The organism is Paracoccus sp. pheM1 (assembly GCF_018499825.1).
Lineage (GTDB): Bacteria > Pseudomonadota > Alphaproteobacteria > Rhodobacterales > Rhodobacteraceae > Paracoccus > Paracoccus versutus.
Genome location: NZ_JAGXCX010000001.1, coordinates 1,667,501 through 1,683,605, shown reverse-complemented (window position 1 = coordinate 1,683,605; position 16,105 = coordinate 1,667,501). Strand labels below are relative to the sequence as shown.

At 66.8% G+C, this 16,105-nt stretch carries 21 protein-coding genes and 1 tRNA gene (1 of these 22 only partly in view); 18 read left to right on the top strand and 4 right to left on the bottom strand.

The genetic code is table 11. The features are described from left to right. Position 1: 1 nt before the first annotated feature. On the top strand, positions 2-787 hold the full coding sequence (locus tag KF941_RS08560) for a DUF6478 family protein (RefSeq protein ID WP_214273097.1): 786 nt from the start codon (positions 2-4) through the stop codon (positions 785-787). Between the two features lie 27 nt (positions 788-814). Continuing rightward, positions 815-1,201 (top strand): hypothetical protein, encoded by a 387-nt coding sequence (locus KF941_RS08555; protein WP_036751665.1) that lies wholly within the window; start codon positions 815-817, stop codon positions 1,199-1,201. A 9-nt stretch (positions 1,202-1,210) separates the two neighbouring features. Here KF941_RS08555 and KF941_RS28540 read toward each other — a convergent pair whose 3' ends face one another. Both KF941_RS28540 and KF941_RS08545 read right to left on the bottom strand, forming a co-directional pair. Further along, on the bottom strand, positions 1,211-1,930 hold the full coding sequence (locus KF941_RS28540; protein WP_214273096.1) for a GNAT family N-acetyltransferase: 720 nt from the start codon (positions 1,928-1,930) through the stop codon (positions 1,211-1,213). Continuing rightward, positions 1,927-2,667, bottom strand: a complete 741-nt coding sequence (locus KF941_RS08545) for a molybdopterin-binding protein (RefSeq protein WP_036751663.1) — start codon at positions 2,665-2,667, stop codon at positions 1,927-1,929. The genes KF941_RS28540 and KF941_RS08545 overlap by 4 nt, the downstream gene beginning before the upstream one ends. A gap of 125 nt (positions 2,668-2,792) precedes the next feature. Between KF941_RS08545 and map the strand changes: the two genes are divergently transcribed. Beyond that, positions 2,793-3,596, top strand: coding sequence for a type I methionyl aminopeptidase (map, locus tag KF941_RS08540; RefSeq protein ID WP_214273095.1), 804 nt, complete (start codon positions 2,793-2,795; stop codon positions 3,594-3,596). Between the two features lie 172 nt (positions 3,597-3,768). On the opposite strand, the gene KF941_RS08535 is transcribed toward map, so the two are convergent. Then, a complete protein-coding gene (locus tag KF941_RS08535) occupies positions 3,769-4,788 on the bottom strand; it encodes a LacI family DNA-binding transcriptional regulator (protein ID WP_084196878.1) in 1,020 nt (339 codons plus the stop codon). Positions 4,789-4,886: 98 nt separating this feature from the next. Between KF941_RS08535 and KF941_RS08530 the strand changes: the two genes are divergently transcribed. The 7 genes from KF941_RS08530 (at position 4,887) to KF941_RS08500 (ending at position 10,140) form a co-directional block, all read left to right on the top strand. Beyond that, positions 4,887-4,963 (top strand) — tRNA-Arg (locus tag KF941_RS08530). Next, the gene (locus KF941_RS08525) at positions 4,934-5,467 is read left to right on the top strand and encodes a hypothetical protein (protein ID WP_240540269.1); all 534 of its coding nucleotides are present in this window, start codon (positions 4,934-4,936) and stop codon (positions 5,465-5,467) included. The genes KF941_RS08530 and KF941_RS08525 overlap by 30 nt, the downstream gene beginning before the upstream one ends. Further along, entirely contained in the window at positions 5,460-6,635 is a 1,176-nt protein-coding gene (locus KF941_RS08520) for an AAA family ATPase (RefSeq protein ID WP_240540268.1), read from the top strand. The genes KF941_RS08525 and KF941_RS08520 overlap by 8 nt, the downstream gene beginning before the upstream one ends. Before the next feature lie 342 nt (positions 6,636-6,977). Then, positions 6,978-7,238 carry a hypothetical protein gene (locus KF941_RS08515; protein ID WP_214273094.1) on the top strand — a complete coding sequence of 87 codons (261 nt, stop codon included), beginning with the start codon at positions 6,978-6,980 and terminating at the stop codon, positions 7,236-7,238. A 95-nt stretch (positions 7,239-7,333) separates the two neighbouring features. Next, positions 7,334-7,828, top strand: a complete 495-nt coding sequence (locus KF941_RS08510; RefSeq protein WP_214273093.1) for a DNA packaging protein — start codon at positions 7,334-7,336, stop codon at positions 7,826-7,828. Further along, positions 7,815-9,599 (top strand): phage terminase large subunit family protein, encoded by a 1,785-nt coding sequence (locus tag KF941_RS08505; RefSeq protein WP_214273092.1) that lies wholly within the window; start codon positions 7,815-7,817, stop codon positions 9,597-9,599. Before KF941_RS08510 ends, KF941_RS08505 begins: the two co-directional genes overlap by 14 nt. Positions 9,600-9,795: 196 nt before the next feature. Next, entirely contained in the window at positions 9,796-10,140 is a 345-nt protein-coding gene (locus tag KF941_RS08500; RefSeq protein WP_214273091.1) for a hypothetical protein, read from the top strand. Positions 10,141-10,175: 35 nt separating this feature from the next. Here KF941_RS08500 and KF941_RS08495 read toward each other — a convergent pair whose 3' ends face one another. Further along, positions 10,176-10,400, bottom strand: a complete 225-nt coding sequence (locus KF941_RS08495; protein WP_214273090.1) for a helix-turn-helix transcriptional regulator — start codon at positions 10,398-10,400, stop codon at positions 10,176-10,178. A gap of 67 nt (positions 10,401-10,467) precedes the next feature. Here KF941_RS08495 and KF941_RS08490 point away from each other — a divergent pair, with 67 nt between their 5' ends. The 8 genes from KF941_RS08490 to KF941_RS08460 form a co-directional block, all read left to right on the top strand. Further along, positions 10,468-10,707, top strand: a complete 240-nt coding sequence (locus KF941_RS08490) for a hypothetical protein (protein ID WP_214273089.1) — start codon at positions 10,468-10,470, stop codon at positions 10,705-10,707. Further along, positions 10,704-10,913, top strand: a complete 210-nt coding sequence (locus KF941_RS08485) for a hypothetical protein (RefSeq protein WP_214273088.1) — start codon at positions 10,704-10,706, stop codon at positions 10,911-10,913. The genes KF941_RS08490 and KF941_RS08485 overlap by 4 nt, the downstream gene beginning before the upstream one ends. Next, on the top strand, positions 10,910-11,041 hold the full coding sequence (locus KF941_RS28330; RefSeq protein ID WP_276315849.1) for a hypothetical protein: 132 nt from the start codon (positions 10,910-10,912) through the stop codon (positions 11,039-11,041). The genes KF941_RS08485 and KF941_RS28330 overlap by 4 nt, the downstream gene beginning before the upstream one ends. Positions 11,042-11,129: 88 nt before the next feature. Continuing rightward, complete coding sequence (locus tag KF941_RS08480; protein WP_214273087.1) at positions 11,130-11,729, top strand: hypothetical protein; 600 nt, start codon at positions 11,130-11,132, stop codon at positions 11,727-11,729. Positions 11,730-11,862: 133 nt separating this feature from the next. Further along, a complete protein-coding gene (locus KF941_RS08475) occupies positions 11,863-13,233 on the top strand; it encodes a phage portal protein (RefSeq protein WP_214273086.1) in 1,371 nt (456 codons plus the stop codon). Next, positions 13,230-14,963 carry a prohead protease/major capsid protein fusion protein gene (locus tag KF941_RS08470; protein WP_214273085.1) on the top strand — a complete coding sequence of 578 codons (1,734 nt, stop codon included), beginning with the start codon at positions 13,230-13,232 and terminating at the stop codon, positions 14,961-14,963. Before KF941_RS08475 ends, KF941_RS08470 begins: the two co-directional genes overlap by 4 nt. A 1-nt stretch (position 14,964) precedes the next feature. Continuing rightward, entirely contained in the window at positions 14,965-15,183 is a 219-nt protein-coding gene (locus KF941_RS08465) for a hypothetical protein (RefSeq protein WP_104494187.1), read from the top strand. Between the two features lie 214 nt (positions 15,184-15,397). Then, positions 15,398-16,105, top strand: the 5' portion of a protein-coding gene (locus KF941_RS08460) for a tyrosine-type recombinase/integrase (protein WP_026155127.1). 387 nt of this gene lie beyond the right edge of the window; 708 of the gene's 1,095 nt are visible here — the first part of the coding sequence; its start codon is at positions 15,398-15,400; its stop codon lies off the right edge, out of view.

The window sequence follows — 16,105 nt, the reverse complement described above, 5'->3', positions numbered from 1 at the left end:
CATGGCAATACGCCCTGGTAAATGGCTTGAACGCAAGACCCGAGAGCGGGCTGCACGGCAATGGACGGCCTTGGCCGGGGGCGTCGAGACGCTGCCCGCCGCCCGCCTGCGCCACCTGCGCGAGGAGGCGCGCGCGCTGCGCGGCAGCCTCGACCGCTTCCTGATCGGCGCCGACCGCCGCGCGGCGCGTTCGCGTGCGGCGCTGGATGCGCTGCACCTGCCTGGCGGCACCGACTGGCGCTGGCGCCCCGGCTTCATGGCCGGGCAGGTCACGCCGCGCGGGCTGGCCGGGCCCGAGACCGGCGACCGGCTGGGCGAGGGGGCGGCGGTCTGGCACGACTGCCCCGAACGTGCGCTGATCCTGGAACAACTGCCCAATGGCGGCGCGACCGACCTGTCACCCTTTGGCATGCGGCTCGAGGTGTTCGGCTTTGCCGGCAGCTTCCTGTCGCTGTCCATCGACCTGCCCGAAAGCGCGTTGCAGGGCCTGACCCGCAGCCATGTCCTGCGGCTGGAGACCGGCATCATCGCCGAGCGCGCGCTGGAGGTCTATGCCCGGCTGAACATCGGCCATGGCCCGAACACCGACCAGGCCACGCTGCAACTGCGCCGCTTCGAGCCGGGCCATTACAGCCGGCAGGTGACCGAGTTCGACCTTGCCTATACCCCGATGAACGAGAAGCGGCTGGAAAAGATCTGGCTGGACCTGATTTTCGAGGCGCCCCGCATGAATGCGGTCGAGATCCGCGAGTTGTTCTTCTCGCGCCACCTGCGGGCCCAGTTCTGACCCTGGTTCTGACCAAGGAATGTTTTAATGAGTGAATTTGAATCCCTGGGGCTGAAAAGCGGGATCTGGCAGGGGGTGATCCACCGCGACGCCCAGCCGGGCCGGCTGGTGCTGGTGCATATGGGCAGCCGCGTGGCCGAGGCCCGGCTGACCGCCGAAGCACCCGGCCGCTGGCGCGTCGCCGCAGCGATCCCGGTCGAGCGGCTGTCGGAGGGCGCGCAAAGCTTCCTTCTGGTCGAGGACGGGGGCGCCGAGGGCGAGCCGCCCCGGCCCGGCGCCCGCCGCCTGGCCAGCCTGACCCTGGTCGCGGGCGAGATCCTGGACGGCGACCTGCATGCCGAGCTGAGCCTGATGCGCGGCGAGTTGGAACTGCTCAAGAAGGAATTGCGCCGCCTGGCGGCCGCGCCGGCCTGAGCGCCGGCTTCAGTCCTTGCTCCAATAGCCGTAGCCGCCGAGTTCCGCAAAGCCCAGCCGGTCATAGGCCGCGCGGGCGCCGGTATTGGCGCGGCCGACCGCCAGCGCCAGCCGGGTTGCGCCCTGCGCCTCGGCCCAGGTCGCCGCCATGCGGATCAGCCAGCCCGCCACGCCCTGCCGGCGCAGGGCGGGCACCACCTCGATGGCGTGGATCATGGCGACCGGCCCGTCCAGCGCCACGAAGGCCGCGCCGGCCGCGCGATCCTGCATCCGCCCCAGCAGCGCGGTCTTGGGCAGGGCCACGCGCTCCATCACCGCCTGGCGGGCGGCCGAGACATTGCCGTCGCTCCAGATGTCGCGCTGCATGGCCAGCGGCGGCCAGATCTCGAAGGTGGCCAGCGGCGGGACGGGCAGGGCGGTCAGCCGGGCGCAATCGGCGGCCAGGATCGCAGTGGGCGTGCCATGGCGAAAGCCCTGCGCCGCCAGCGCCTGCGCCAGCGCGGCATCGTCATCGGCGACGCGGAACATCGGCCGCTCGTTCCAGCCGCGCTGGATGGCTTCGGCGCGGGCGATGTCGGCCTCGGTCCAGCCGGGCCGCGCGGCGCGGGCCGAACTGACGCGGCCGCCGCCGCCCCGGCCGCGGCCGACCAGGAAACCACCGGCCGGCGCATATTCGGCGGCGGGCCAGGTGGTCTCGAAGGCGCGGGCGATGTCGGGATCGCCGATCACAGGGCCAGCCTTTCGCGCAGCAGGGTCATGGCGTCGGTGACGCGCTTGTCGTCCAGCCCGCGGATCACCAGGCTGGTGCCGTAGCGCTGCCCGCTCTGGAAGGGATAGGAGCCGAGCGACAGGTCCGGGAAGGCATCGGCCACGGCGCGCAGCTCGTCGGCCACGTCGGATTCCGGGCGCAGCACCTCCAGCGCCTCGCTGACCGAGGGGCGGCCGGTCGGCAGGCCCGGCACCACCGCCTCGACCATGGCGCGGAACACCTCGGGCACGCCGGCCATGACATAGGTGTTGCCGATATGGAAACCCGGCGCGGCGGAATGCGCGTTGGGGATCAGCGCAGCGCCCAGCGGGATGCGGGCCATGCGCAGGCGGTTGCCGGTCACTTCGACGCCGCGCGCCTGCCAGCGCTCGACCATGACGCGCCGCGCCTCCTCGTTGATCTCGATGCCCACGCCGAAGGCGGCGGCGACGGCATCGGCGGTGATGTCGTCATGCGTCGGCCCGATGCCGCCCGAGGTGAACAGCATGTCCCAGGCGCCGCCCAGCGAGCAATCCAGCGCCCTGATCGCGGCGGTGATCTGGTCGTGGTCGTCGCCGACGATGCGCACTTCGCGCAGGTCGACGCCGATGCTATTGAGGACCTGCGACAGGTAATGGGCATTGCCCTCGCGCGTGCGGCCCGAAAGGATCTCGTCCCCGATGACGAGGATGGCGGCGGTGGGATTGTCGGATTGCATCGGCGCGCTCCTCCTGGCGATCTGGCTCCTTGCGCAAATGTATAGGTCCGCCCGAGGGGCTGGAACAAGTGGCGGCATGGGACTATCTGTGGAACGGACCAGCAGGACGACGCCAAGGGGACGCCATGAACGACGCACGCCAGACCCGCGAGGGAATCCGCATCCACGACCCGCAGGACTTCCAGGGCATGCGGGCGGCCGGGCTGATCGCGGCGCAGATCCTGGACGAGGTCGGTCCCTTGGTGCAGCCCGGCGCCACCACCGGCGGCCTGGACGATTTCATCCGGGGCCGGGTCGAGGAGCTGGGCGCCACCAGCGCCACCATCGGCTATCGCGGCTACCAGCACGCCAGCTGCATCAGCGTGAACCACGTCGTCTGCCACGGCATCCCCGGCGACAAGATCCTGGCCGAGGGCGACATCCTGAACATCGACGTGACGGTGATCGTGGACGGCTGGTATGGCGACAGCTCGCGCATGTATGTGGCGGGCAGGCCCAGCGTCAAGGCGCGCCGGCTGATCCAGGTCACGCATGACGCGCTGATGTGCGGCATCGAGGCCGTCCGTCCCGGCGCCACCTTCGGCGACATCGGCTGGGCGATCCAGTCCTATGTGGAATCGAACCGCATGTCGGTGGTGCGCGACTTCTGCGGCCACGGCCTTGGCCGCAGCTTCCACGCGCCGCCGAACGTGCTGCATTTCGGCCGTCCCGGCAAGGGCCCGGTGCTGGAGGAAGGCATGTTCTTCACCATCGAGCCCATGGTGAACCTCGGCCGGCCCGAAACCAAGATCCTTGCCGACGACTGGACGGCGGTGACGCGCGACAAGTCGCTCTCGGCCCAGTTCGAGCATTCGATCGGCGTGACCGCGGATGGCTGCGAGATCTTCACGCCTTCGCCAAAGGGCCTGTTCTTCCCCGACCTGGGCTGACTTCCCGGATCCGGCTTCTTCGTTCCGAAAATACCCATGCGACCGCGCAACCGTCGCTGCCGTATGGGTATTTGTGAAACGGAGAAAAACGCAGGCCGGTGCGCAAGGGCCAAGCCTGCGCCCGTTTCACCGTATGGCAAATACTCCTGCAGCGCCGCCCGCCGGCGCGGCGTCAATGCTTGCGGATGGTCTCGCCCGGCAAGATGGTCGGGGCCAGTGCGATGATGCCGTTCTCGGGCCGCGCCTCCTTGCCGGCGACGATGCGCGCCGCTCGCCGGCCGATGTCGATGCGCCGCGCGTCGGTGGTGGTCAGCCGCATCGGCAGCCCGTCCAGCAGCTCGACGCCGTTGAAGCCGGCAAGCCCCAGCCTGCCGGGAATGTCGTAGCCATTCTCCATGCACCACAAGAGCCCGCCGGCCCCGATCATGTCGTTGGAGAAATACAGGAAGTCCAGCTCCGGCTCGCGCGTCAGGATGCGCTCGGTCATCTCGCGTCCCTTCAGCAGCGACGAGCCGCCCTGGTAATATTCCCGCGCCGCCAACTGCACGCCGCGCTCGCCCAGCCGTTCCTCGAAGCCGGCGAGCCGCTTGCGGGCGCGATGGTCCTCGGGCATGTGCGTGCCGATGAAGCCGATGCGGCGATAGCCGGCGGCCAGGATCTCGTCGGCCATCTCGGCCCCGGCCCGGCGGTGCGAGATGCCGACGGCGGTGTCGATCGGCGTGCCGTCCACATCCATGATCTCGACCACCGGCAGGCCGGCGTTGTCCAGCATGGCCCGCGCCGCCCGGCTGTGTTCCAGCCCGGCCAGGATCACCCCCGAGGGCCGCCAGCTCAGCATGTCGTAAAGTACCGCATCCTCGCGCGAGGGGCTGTAATTCGTCACGCCCACCACCGGCTGCAGGCCGGTATCGTCCAGTTCGGCCGAGATCCCGCCCAGCACGTCGGGAAACACCATGTTCGACAGCGACGGGATGACCACCGCGACCAGGTTCACGCGCTGGCTGGCGAGCCCGCCTGCGATCTTGTTGGGGACATAGCCCAGGGTGCGGGCGGCGGTCAGCACCTTCTCGCGCGTGGCGGCCGAGACGTCGCCCCGGTTGCGCAGCACGCGGCTGACGGTCATCTCGGACACGCCTGATGCTTCGGACACATCGCGCAGGGTCAGTGGGCGGCGGGGTCTTTTCGTGTTCATCGCAACTACCGGGACGCAATCATGTTACCGTTATCTTTTCCGCCCGGCCGCGGCAAGCTTGCCATTTTCGCGGCCAGAGGGCAAAAGAGGCCCCAGGCGGCCCCGTGGCTCAACTGGATAGAGCAGCCCCCTCCTAAGGGGCAGGTTGCAGGTTCAAATCCTGCCGGGGTCACCAGAAAACCATGCAAATGCTGGGGAAAACGACGCTGCGGCCTTCGGGCTTTGCGGCGCTATGCAGAAAAATGCGGGCGATCACGCGGAACATCGCCGGAACGCCAGTACAAATCCCGTACACGCGCTGTCCGCAAGTTCCACTGACGTTCCTGACGAAAAAGAAAATCCCGGCGCGCTGGCGGGCGCGACCGGGACCGATCTTGAAAGCTTTTGGAACTGGTTTGACCATAACCTGAAACGGCAGATCGCGGCAAGCGAACTTGTGTCGGCGCTGCTGAATTGCGCGCCGGAGGATCGTGTTCCGTTCCTCGAAATCCTACTAGACCAGCTGCGCCCCGGCTGGCCGCAGTCCTTGTTGATCGACCTCATGCGAGAGGCGCGCTGGTGGGTGACGAATGCCAGCCGGGCCGAGCGCAAGGCATATTGCCTCGCCTGCTATGAAGGCATGCCCGAGGGCGACAAGCGGTCCTTTGTGGCCTACGTCACGGGGGCGCGCCATGGCTAACGACAACACCCCCTGGGACGAAATGTCGAATGCACCGGGCGGCCCGCCGAAGGAAGGGCCGACCGTGGTGAACTTCGCGGCCGAGAGGGCCAAGCGCGCCGATCCGAAAGCCCGCAAGAGCCAATTCTTCACCGCGACCATGCTGGACGGCAAGGAGGTGCCGCCGCGCAACTGGCTGGTGCCGGGGGCGATTCCCTCGGGCACGGTCACGTTGCTGACCGGCGACGGCGGCACGGGCAAATCGCTGCTGGCCCTGCAACTCGCCACTGCCTGCGCCCTCGGCAAGCCATGGCTCGGCAAGACTGTGGCCGGGGGTCGCGCCCTGTTCGTCTCGGCCGAGGACGATGAGGACGAGCTGCACCGCCGCCTGGTCGACGTGCTGGACGCCGAGGACGCGAGTTTCGCCGACCTCGACCAGCTTGCCCTGCGCAGCCTGGCAGGCGAGGACGCGCTGCTGACGGAACTGGACACCCGCACCGGGAAACAGAAGGCCACGGACCTGTTCCGCGAGCTTGACGCCTTCCTGACCGATCTGGCGCCCGCGCTAGTGGTGCTGGATACGCTGGCCGACCTGTTCCCCGGCAACGAGAACGACCGGGCGCAGGCGCGTCAGTTCATCGGCATCCTGCGCGGGCTGGCGATCCGGCACGATTGCGCCGTGGTGCTTCTGGCGCATCCGTCCCTGTCGGGCATCCAGAACGGCACCGGCATGTCGGGCAGCACCGGCTGGCACAATTCGGTGCGGTCGCGGCTGTATCTGGAACGGGTGATCCAGGGCGACGACGAACCGAACCCCGATGCGCGGGTGCTGCGGACCATGAAGGCGAACTACGGCCCCACGGGCGCGGAAATCGCCCTGACGTGGCGCAATGGAGTCTTCGTGGCGGACGAGCCTGAAACCGGGCTGGACCGCATGGCGCGGCGCAGCAAGGCTGACCGAGTGTTCCTCAAGCTGCTGCGGCAACTTACCGAACAGGGGCGGCATGTGAACGCGAATACCGGCCCGCGCTATGCCCCTACCGTGTTTGCCCGGGAGGACGGTGCCGAGGGCGTCACCCGAGATGCTTTCGTTGCTGCCATGTCCCGGCTGTTCGCCCAGGGCGTGATCGTAAACGGCGAAGCCATGCGAGGCCGCAAGACCGTCAACGTCATTCAGGAGGTCGAATAATGGGTGCGCAACTCCCGCGCAGTTCCCGCGCAACTCCAAAAATCGGCTGCGCAACTCCCGCGCAACTCCCGTGCGGTTCCCGCGCAATTCCCGCGCAACTCGGGTGCGCAACTCCCTCCCTTCCTAAAGGAAGGGAATATAGCGTGCCGCCCTCGGGCGAGCGGCACACGCCTATGCCGGTCTCCGCCCAGATCGAGGCGCTGGCGTCTCGGGTGCTTCGTCTGACGGTCTCGCGCCGTGACCCGGAACAGTTCTTCGTCGAGCGCAGCGACATTGCTGGGGAGATGCGCGGGCTGGCCCGCCGTCTTCGCTGATCTTCACACTTCACCGAAAGGAAACACCATGACCGACAAAGACCAGGACATTGCCAACGATGTGGGGCAGCGCCTCGGCCGCTTCCTGTTCGAGATGCAGGAGGAAACCGGCTGGCCGACATGGCTGATCTTCGCTGGCGTTCACGGGCATATCACCGCCCTCATGGTCCAGAACATGGGACCGCAGGACGCTGCGGCCATCTGCGAACGTGCAGCGCAGCGGATGCGCGGCTTTTCTTCGCTGGCCGAGATGGCGCTGGCCGGCGCGACCCCGGCGGGCCGTGCCTGACCCCCTCGGGGGTCCTTCCGGCAGGGGGCCGGGTGGGGGTCATTCGCGCCCCGACATATCAGGCTATGAATAAATAAAATCAAAGGGTTAAAATCGTGAAGGTGACGGAAGAACTGGAATTGAACGGCAGGAAGGTGACCCGCATCGGCGGGGCGGACCTTTGCGAGCTGCTGGACATTTCCCCCGCTGCGCTGACCGATCTGAAGAAACGCGGCATCGCGGTTCACCTGACCCATGACAGCTACGACATGGGCGCGACCGTCCGGGCCTATACCGCCCATCTTCGTGGCATGGCGGCGCGCTGGGGCAGCGAGGGCGAGGCCGAGGGGCTGACCGCCGCCCGCGCCCGGCTGGCCCGCGAGAAAGCCGACGAAGCGGCCCGCCGCAACGCTGTGGCGCGCGGAGAGCTTGTTCTGGCGGCCGATGTGCGTCGCGGCTGGTCGGATACCCTGAGGGGCCTTCGTGCCCGTCTGCTGGCCGTCCCATCGCGTCTGCGGGCCTCTTTGCCGCACCTGTCCGCCTCGGACGTGGCGCTGATCGACCGGGAAATCCGAAACACGCTGGAAGGGCTGGCCCATGGCGACGATTGAAACCATCCGCGCCGAGGCCTTGCGCGCCCTGCTACCGCCGCCCCGGCTGCGGCTGTCGGAATGGATCGAGCGCGAGGTTCACCTGCCCGAAGGCGTCAGCGCCCAGCCTGGCCAGGTGCGGCTCTGGCCGTTCCAGCGCGAGATTGCCGACGCCATCGGGGATCCGTTCCTCGAGCGCGTGACGCTGGTCAAGCCGGTGCGCGTCGGCTTCACCACGCTCTTGACCTCGGCCGTCGCCAGCTTCGTGGCAAACGACCCCGCGCCGATTCTCTGCCTGTTGCCGGCCGAGGCCGACTGCCGGGATTACATGGTTTCGGACGTGGAACCGATCTTCTCGGCCTCGCCCGCCGTCGCGGCGGTGCTGTCGGACGAGCGCGACGAATCGGGACGCAACACGCTGCTGTCGCGGCGCTTCCCCGGCGGTTCGCTCAAGGTCGTTGCCGCGAAGGCCCCACGCAACCTGCGCCGGCACAATGTCCGCCTGCTGTTCATCGACGAGGCGGACGGCATGGAAGCCACGGCGGAAGGCTCGCCCATCGTTCTGGCCGAGCGCCGCACACTGTCCTTCCCGGATCGCAAGATCGTGCTGGGTAGCACCCCGGTGCACGAGGATACCAGCCACGTCCTGCGCGCCTATGCGCAGTCCGACCAGCGCATCTTCGAGGTGCCATGCCCGGCCTGCGGCACGTTCGCGGAAATCACCTGGGACGCGATCACCTGGGACGAGGGCGCGCCGGAAACCGCCCGCTGGCGCTGCCCGCATTGCGCCGAAGAGATCGAGGAGCGCCACAAGCCCGCCATGGTCGCGCAAGGCCGCTGGCGGGCGCTGCGCCCCGAGGTGCAGGGCCATGCCGGTTTCCGGCTCAATGCCCTGGTTTCGCTGCATGCCAACGCCGCCTGGTCGAAGCTGGCGACCGAGTTCCTAGCCGCCAAGGACGATCCGACCACCTTGCAGACCTTCGTCAACACCATCCTCGGGCAGGGCTGGCGCAATGATGGCGAGGAACTGGACGAAACCGGCATGCAGGCGCGCGCCGAGCCGTTCAGCCTCGACATGGTGCCCGCCGAGGTGCTGGCGCTGACGGCGGGCTGCGACGTGCAGCATGACCGCTTGGAACTGACCTATATCGGCTGGACAGAGACCGGCTGCATGCTGATCCTCGGGCATCGGGTGATCTGGGGCGCATGGGACGCGGCCGAGACATGGGCCGAGCTGGACACGATGCTGGCCGAACGCTTCCCCCACGAGCTGGGCGGCAGGATCGCCATCGACGCCACAGCCATCGACGCCGGCGACGGCACGTCCATGAACCGGGTGACGGATTTCTGCCGCGCCCGCACCCGGCGCAAGATCGTCGCCATCAAGGGCGCGCCCGGCTTCGCCCGGCCGGTGATCGAGCGGGCCGGATCAAAGACCAAGACCGGCGCGCGGCTGTGGATCGTCGGCGTGGACACGGTGAAGCAACAGATCTTCGCCCGCTTCCCGCGCCCGTCCTCGGCCCGGTTCTCGGCCAGCCTACCGGCGGTCTGGTATGAGCAGGCGACCAGCGAGCGCGCCCAGGTGCGCTATGTGCGCGGCCAGCCATCGCGCCAGTTCATCCGCATCCCCGGCCGGCGGGCCGAGGCGCTGGATTGCACGGTTTATGCGGTGGCGGTGCGCAGCCTGGTCAACATCGTGCCCGAGGTGCGGCGCGCCGAGCTGGCGCAGCCCGAGCCGGTCAAGGTCGCGGCGCGCCCGGTTTTGCAGTCGGAGTGGATGTTGCGCCGCTAGTCCGCAAGATTACCAGATATTGTGCGGGCAAGCTTGATTCTACGAGAACGAATCGGGTAAATAGAAAGCGCAGCCGAGGTTACGACTCGACTGCGCTAAGTTCGACAACCTTAACGGCTGCGGTTTGTGAATTCACGAGGAAGGTTTCCCACGTTGATGCGATCAAGTCAAGGCCACCAACAAAAGGAAACTTTCAATGGCCTCATACGCCATCTCTTTCCGCATTGCGGAACAAGGGAACGCTGATGAGCGACGAGCGTCGCTTGTCAGCAAAGTCAATGAAATTTCGACAGTTGTGACTTGGGACGAAACGACTTCATTCATTTTGATAAAGTCGTTTCTATCGGCCGAGGAGGTTGCAAGCAAAATCTACCTCGAGTCGTCCATGCGTACGGACATCGACAAACTGCTCGTTGTCCGCGTCGATGGCGATGCCTACTCGCATCGAGGCGACATCAAGTATCCGGCTCTTCTCGGCTCGTTCTTCGCCCAAAGCGAAGTGGTCAATGCATTGGCCGGGCTAGGAGCTTATCGGCGCTAACCCTTGTTGAGGCGCCGGGGATCAACCTCGGCGCTTCATTTCTTCAATCTCACTCCGATCCCGCCCCCATCCTCAGGGATGAACTCGACGCCGGCGGCCTCAAGGGCGGCGCGGATCGCTGCTAGAGAATGGCCCGGCCCCGTTGTTTCCGTCTCCACCCGAGAGATGGTGTTTCGATGCACCCCGGAGCGCTCCGCGAGGTCGCGCACTGTCCAATTCAGCAGCCCGCGCGCTGCTCTGATTTGTGCGCTTGTCACCATGTGGTTTTCCTGTATAGTGCATTTGTCACCATAATTGTGACCGTAGCACAACTTGGGAGCAACCACAATGCAGAACCCCGTTTGCGGGACCGATCCCAGCATGCCTGATCGCAGGGCGTCTCATCACCTGATCGAGGCCAAGGATGAAATCGCCCATATCCATGATCTGCTGCACATGATGCACATGGCATCGACGCTGATCCCAGAGGTAGAGCGCGCAGCCTTCCAAGCCGGTCTTTCGATGTTGGACGCGCGACTTGACTGCGTTCTGGAAAGCATCCGCTGGGCCGAGGAGGGGCGGGCATGAACATGCAGAACCTGGGCGATGCCCTCGACACGCTTAGCGAGGCATATTGGCACATAGAACTGATCGCGATTGCCTGTCGGTATGATCCCGGCAGCGATGCCAAAGCCTTCGCGGCGGTGACGCATACCGCGCTGAAGAAGCTGGAAGCGGCCAAAGCGCAGATCGAAGACCTCTGGCGCTATCAGAAATGGGGGGGGGTGTCGTGAGCCTGTGGCTGATCTGGCGCGCCGCACGGCTGTGGCGGTTCCTCGGGCTTAATCTGAACTGGCTTTTCGCGCCGCGCGTGGCCTGGCGGCGCGGGGAGCCGCTGCGGCTGCGGATCGACAGGAAGTAGCGACGCAATTTATCCGCTGCGTGGGATGCAACACGAAACAGTTGACGTGCGCCCGATTCCGTGTGATCTAACACCATACGGAGGTCGCATGCAGTATCAGATCGAACGCATCGAGAGAGAATTCAGCGCGGGTGAAATTGCCGAGTTCATCGGCGTTTCCCAGGTGATGCAGCGCGACTGGCGGCGGCATGGCTATCTGCCGCCCTCGGAACCCAGGCGCCGGGTGAAGTTCGGCTTGTTGCAGATGGCCTATCTCGGACTGATGAAGGTCCAGATCGACGCCGGAAAACCGCCGAGCACCGCATCAGGCCTTGCCAAATGGACCGCCCCGCTCGCTGTGATGCAGATCGAAATCTGCCCGCCCGCAGTCAAGATCGAAGGAATTGACCTTCCCGACAGCGAAAAACGGCGCTTCATGTATGAAATGGCGAACCGGACAGAGGACGAGGCCGGATCGCGCTATCTGTTCTTCCCCAATCGCCAATCCCTGCCCAAAACCAGCCTTCCGGGTGGAGAGGATACCAGCCCGGTGGGCTGCTATAGCTTTGGCAGCTTGGCGGAAATGGAAGGCGCGGTGGAGCGCGACTGGATCACCGGCCAGATTTTCGACCTTGAAGCCTTTGCCATGAGCCTTGCCCTCAAGGCCGGACCGCTCATCACCTACCGGGCTTCGCCAGAAGCCCCCTGAAAACAGGCCGGGGCGGTCTCGGTCGCCAAACTTCACCCGCCCCGGCCACCCGACACTCACGAATGAGAATCGACATGCCGGAACTATCACAGTCAGGGCGGCTGACCCAAGCCGCCTTTGCGGGGAGGAGCCAATGAGCTTCGTCTCCCGCCAGGTGCTTCGTGCCGCGACCCGCACCGCTGCCAAGGTGTTCCACCGCATCACCGCCCCGACCGGCAAGCGCCGGATCGAGGCGGGCGCGGGCGGCCCGCGCTGGCAGGGGGCGGGCCATCTGCATGCGCCGCAGCAAGCCACGCTGGCGGCGCGCGGCCCGGCGCAGCTGCGCGCCTCGGCCAGCTATCTGAACACGCCCCAAGGCAACCGCATCGTGGAAGCCTGGGCGGCGGCGCTGGTCGGCAAGGGCTGGCAGGCCCGCGCCCAGCATCCCGACGCCGAACAACGCAAAGGCCTGTCGCAGGACTTCGAGGCCATGCTGCGTCCGATCCTGCTGCCCCTCGCCCGCGCCCTGGTGCGCGATGGCGAGGCTTTCGTGCATCTGCGCCTCGGCTCCGACGGCGAGTTGCGCCCGAAGCTGATCCCCACCGACCAGGTGGACCCGAGCCTGACCCGCGACCTCGGCAACGGCGCGCGGATCGTCGCCGGCATCGAGTTCGACGCAGCCGACCAGGTGGTGGCCTATCACGTCCTGAAGGAATCGCCCGGCTCGCCCTTCGCCTTCTACGGCGAAGCCGTCCGCGTCCCGGCCGTGGACATGCTGCATGTCTTCGACCAGCTTTTCCCCGGCCAGGTGCGCGGCCTGTCGTGGCTGGCCCCGGTGATGCTGAAGATGCGTGACCGCGACGAGGCATCGGACGCGCTGCTGATGCAGTTGAAAACCGCATCGCTGCTGACCGGCTTCATCAAGTCGGTGGACGGCGGCGCTGGCGGCTTCGAGGGTGCTACCGAGGGCAACACCCTGAACGTGGCGCTGGAACCGGGTGCGATGCGGCTGCTGCCCGAGGGCACGGAAGTGTCGTTCTCGCAGCCCGGCCAGGGCCATTCCCAGGCGGTGGATTTCCTGCGCGCCCAAGACCGCGAGATTGCCACGGGCGCGGGCCTGACCTTCGAGATGCTGACCGGCGATCTGGGCGAGGCGAACTATTCCAGTGCCCGAGTCGGGCTGATCGACTTCCGCCGTCGCGCGGAAATGCTGCAACTCAACCTGATCGAGGGCCAGTTCCTGCGGCCGCTCTGGCATCGCTGGATCGCGGTGCAGGAGCTGGCGGGCGTCATCCCGGCGGCCGAACTGGCGGATTATCTTCCCGTCCGTTTCGTGCCGCCGGGATGGCAATGGGTCGATCCCCAGAACGAAGTCACCGCCGATGTGGCGGCGATCGAGGCGGGCCTGAAATCCCGCGAGGAAGTCGTGGCCGGTCGCGGCCGCGACATTGACGAACTGGACGAGGAACGCGCCCGCGATGCGGCCCGCGCGCCCGCCCGCCAAGCCGGAGGCAATCAGAAATGACCATCCATCAGCGCGGCTTCACGCCGCGCGTTTCCACTGTGGACCATGAAGCCCGCACGGTCGAAGCCATCGCCTCGACCTTCGCGGACGTGCAGCGCGCGGGCTTCATCGAGCGGCTGGCCCGCGACGGCATGGACCCGGCCCGCCTGGTCGGGGCGCCCGTGCTGGACGGCCACCGCAACGGCTCGACCCGCGACCAGTTGGGCGTGATCGAGGCCGCCGAGATGCGGGCCGAGGGCCTCTGGGTCCGCATCAAGCTGCGCAGCACCGATGCGGCCCGCGCGATCCTTACCGACATTGCCGAGGGCACCCTGCGGGGCCTGTCCATCGGCTATCGCGTGGCCGAGTGGAAGGAAGAGCGCGAAGGCGCCCGCCGCGTCCGCACCGCCGTCAAATGGGAAGCCATCGAGGTTTCCATTGTCCCGATCCCGGCCGACGCCGGGGCACATTTTCGCAACGGAGAACACGACATGCCGGGCACCAACCCCGAGGCGCTGAACCGCGCCACCATCAACGCGGAGATCCGCAGCATCGCCGCGACGGCCGGCCTCGACCAGGGCTGGATCGACGCCCAGATTGACGCCGAGGCGACGGCCGACACCGCCCGCGAGGCGGCTTTCACCGCCATGCGCGAGCGCAGCGCCCAGTCCGGCACCCGCAGCACCCGCGCCGACATCACCATGGATCACAATGACCCCCAGGTGATCGCGACCCGCGCCGGCGAAGCCCTCTATGCACGCTCGCATCCCGAGCATGAAATCAGCGCCCCGGCCCGCGCCTTCGCCTACATGACGCCGATGGACCATGCCCGCGAGGCCCTGCGCCGCAGCGGTATGAGCACGAGCGGCCTGTCGGGCGACACGATCCTGACGCGCGCCCTGCATACGACCTCGGATTTCCCCCTGATCCTGGGCGATGCGGTGAACCGCGAACTGCGCGCCGCCTACAATGCCGCCCCCTCGGGTGCGCGCCAATTGGCCCGCCAGTCCACCGCGCGGGATTTCCGGCTCAAGCGCAAGCTGCAGCTGGGCGACGCCCCCGCGCTGGAAAAGGTCAACGAGGCCGGCGAGTTCAAGCACGGCACGATTGACGAGGCGCAGGAAACCTATCGCATCGCCACCTTCGGCAAGATCATCGGCATCACGCGCCAGGCGCTGATCAACGACGATCTGGGGGCCTTCACCGATCTGCCGCGCAAGATGGGCATCGCGGCCCGCGCCTTCGAGAATGATTTCATCGTCAACATGATCCTGTCGAACCCCGCCATGTCGGACGGCAATGCGGTGTTCTCGGCCGCGCATGCCAATATCACCGCCGCCTATGCCTTCGACACGCTGACGCTCAGCGCGGCCCGCACGGCCATGCGCCGCCAAAAGGGCCTGGGCGGCATGCTGATCGACGTGACGCCCCGCTACCTGCTGGTGCCGCCGGAGCTGGAAACCGCCGGCGAGAAGCTGATCGCGGAGATTACCGCCACCACCACCGACGATGTGAACCCGTTCTCGAAGCTGTCGCTGCTGGTCGAGCCGCGCCTGACCGACGACGAGCAGTTCTACATCGCCGCCGATCCCGCCAGCGTGGACGGGCTGGAATACGCCTACTTGGAAGGCGCGCCCGGCCCGCAGACCGAAACCCGCGCCGGCTTCGAGGTCGACGGGGTGCAGACCAAGATCCGCCTGGACTTCGGCGCCGGCTGGATCGACCACCGCGGCTGGTATCGGGTGGGCTGACATGGCGGTTTCGGTCGATGAGCTGATCGAGATGCGGGACACCCTCATTCGCCAGCGCGCGAAGGGTGCCCGCGTCCTTCAGGTGGCGGGGGAGCGGGTCGAGTTCCAGACCTTCGCCGACATGGACCGGACCCTGGCCGACCTTGAGGCGCGCATCGCGCGCGCCTCGGGCACGTCCCGGCCTGGGGCCGTCCGGTTCAAGAGCAGCAAGGGATTCTGATAGCGATGCCCGCCCTGGCTTCCATCGGCTCAACTGTGCTGGACACTGGCAAGACGCCGGCCCAGTGGGTTGAATTGCTGGCTGCGCGAGGGCTGGCTATTTCCGAACGCACCCTGCGCCAGAGGGCAAATAGGATCGGGGCTTGCTACAAGCTTGGTGGTGCGATGATCCTGACCCCCGAGCATATCGACATGATTTTTATGGAGGGCAAACCGTGCCGCTCGAAATCTATCGACGGGGAAAAATCTGGTGGGTCCGGGGCCGCGTCGAACTGCACGGGGCGCCGATCACCGGCTACTACCGCGAAAGCACTGGATCGACTGACGAAGCTGGCGCGCGGGACTGGATTGCCGCCGAAACAGATCGGCAAAGGCGTCGTCACATCGTTGGCGACGAAGCGGCCCTGACCTTTGCGGATGCCGTGATGCTGTATCCCGCCACACCCAAGGCCGCAAAACAGCTCATCCCGATCACGGAGGAAATCGGGGATCGGTCGCTGTCGGAGATTACGGGGCAAATGCTCAAGGACCTCGGGCCGAAGCTCAAGCCGCTGGCGGCGACGGATACCTGGTGGCGCGAGATTGTCACCCCGGCCCGTGCGGTCATCAACCACGCCCACGAGGTGCGCAAGACGCCCTATCTGCGCGTGAAGCGTTACGACAAGTTTGAGCGGGTCGCACAGGATCAGCGCCGGGGCAAGCCAAGCCGGATCGAGCGCCGGCCGGGGAGCCGCGAGTGGGTTGCGGCGTTCTGCGCTGCGGCCGATCCTTACAACGCCGCCATGGCCCGGTTCATGTTCGAAACGGCGGCGCGGATAGATCAGGCTGTTTCGCTGGAACCTGGCGATCTGGATCTGATGAACAGGCGCGTCATGGTCAAAGCGCAGAAGGGGCATGATGCGACCTGGGTGACCATCTCGCAT

Bases quoted from the DNA above. Each gene is read 5' to 3' on its own strand.
- KF941_RS08495 (WP_214273090.1), bottom strand. From the start codon at position 10,400: ATGGTGACAAGCGCACAAATCAGAGCAGCGCGCGGGCTGCTGAATTGG.
- KF941_RS08470 (WP_214273085.1), top strand. From the start codon at position 13,230: ATGACCATCCATCAGCGCGGCTTCACGCCGCGCGTTTCCACTGTGGAC.
- KF941_RS08480 (WP_214273087.1), top strand. From the start codon at position 11,130: ATGCAGTATCAGATCGAACGCATCGAGAGAGAATTCAGCGCGGGTGAA.
- KF941_RS08515 (WP_214273094.1), top strand. From the start codon at position 6,978: ATGACCGACAAAGACCAGGACATTGCCAACGATGTGGGGCAGCGCCTC.
- KF941_RS08465 (WP_104494187.1), top strand. From the start codon at position 14,965: ATGGCGGTTTCGGTCGATGAGCTGATCGAGATGCGGGACACCCTCATT.
- KF941_RS08505 (WP_214273092.1), top strand. From the start codon at position 7,815: ATGGCGACGATTGAAACCATCCGCGCCGAGGCCTTGCGCGCCCTGCTA.
- KF941_RS08545 (WP_036751663.1), bottom strand. From the start codon at position 2,667: ATGCAATCCGACAATCCCACCGCCGCCATCCTCGTCATCGGGGACGAG.
- KF941_RS08555 (WP_036751665.1), top strand. From the start codon at position 815: ATGAGTGAATTTGAATCCCTGGGGCTGAAAAGCGGGATCTGGCAGGGG.
- KF941_RS08535 (WP_084196878.1), bottom strand. From the start codon at position 4,788: ATGAACACGAAAAGACCCCGCCGCCCACTGACCCTGCGCGATGTGTCC.
- KF941_RS08560 (WP_214273097.1), top strand. From the start codon at position 2: ATGGCAATACGCCCTGGTAAATGGCTTGAACGCAAGACCCGAGAGCGG.
- KF941_RS08475 (WP_214273086.1), top strand. From the start codon at position 11,863: ATGAGCTTCGTCTCCCGCCAGGTGCTTCGTGCCGCGACCCGCACCGCT.
- KF941_RS08500 (WP_214273091.1), top strand. From the start codon at position 9,796: ATGGCCTCATACGCCATCTCTTTCCGCATTGCGGAACAAGGGAACGCT.
- KF941_RS08490 (WP_214273089.1), top strand. From the start codon at position 10,468: ATGCAGAACCCCGTTTGCGGGACCGATCCCAGCATGCCTGATCGCAGG.
- map (WP_214273095.1), top strand. From the start codon at position 2,793: ATGAACGACGCACGCCAGACCCGCGAGGGAATCCGCATCCACGACCCG.
- KF941_RS08485 (WP_214273088.1), top strand. From the start codon at position 10,704: ATGAACATGCAGAACCTGGGCGATGCCCTCGACACGCTTAGCGAGGCA.
- KF941_RS08520 (WP_240540268.1), top strand. From the start codon at position 5,460: ATGGCTAACGACAACACCCCCTGGGACGAAATGTCGAATGCACCGGGC.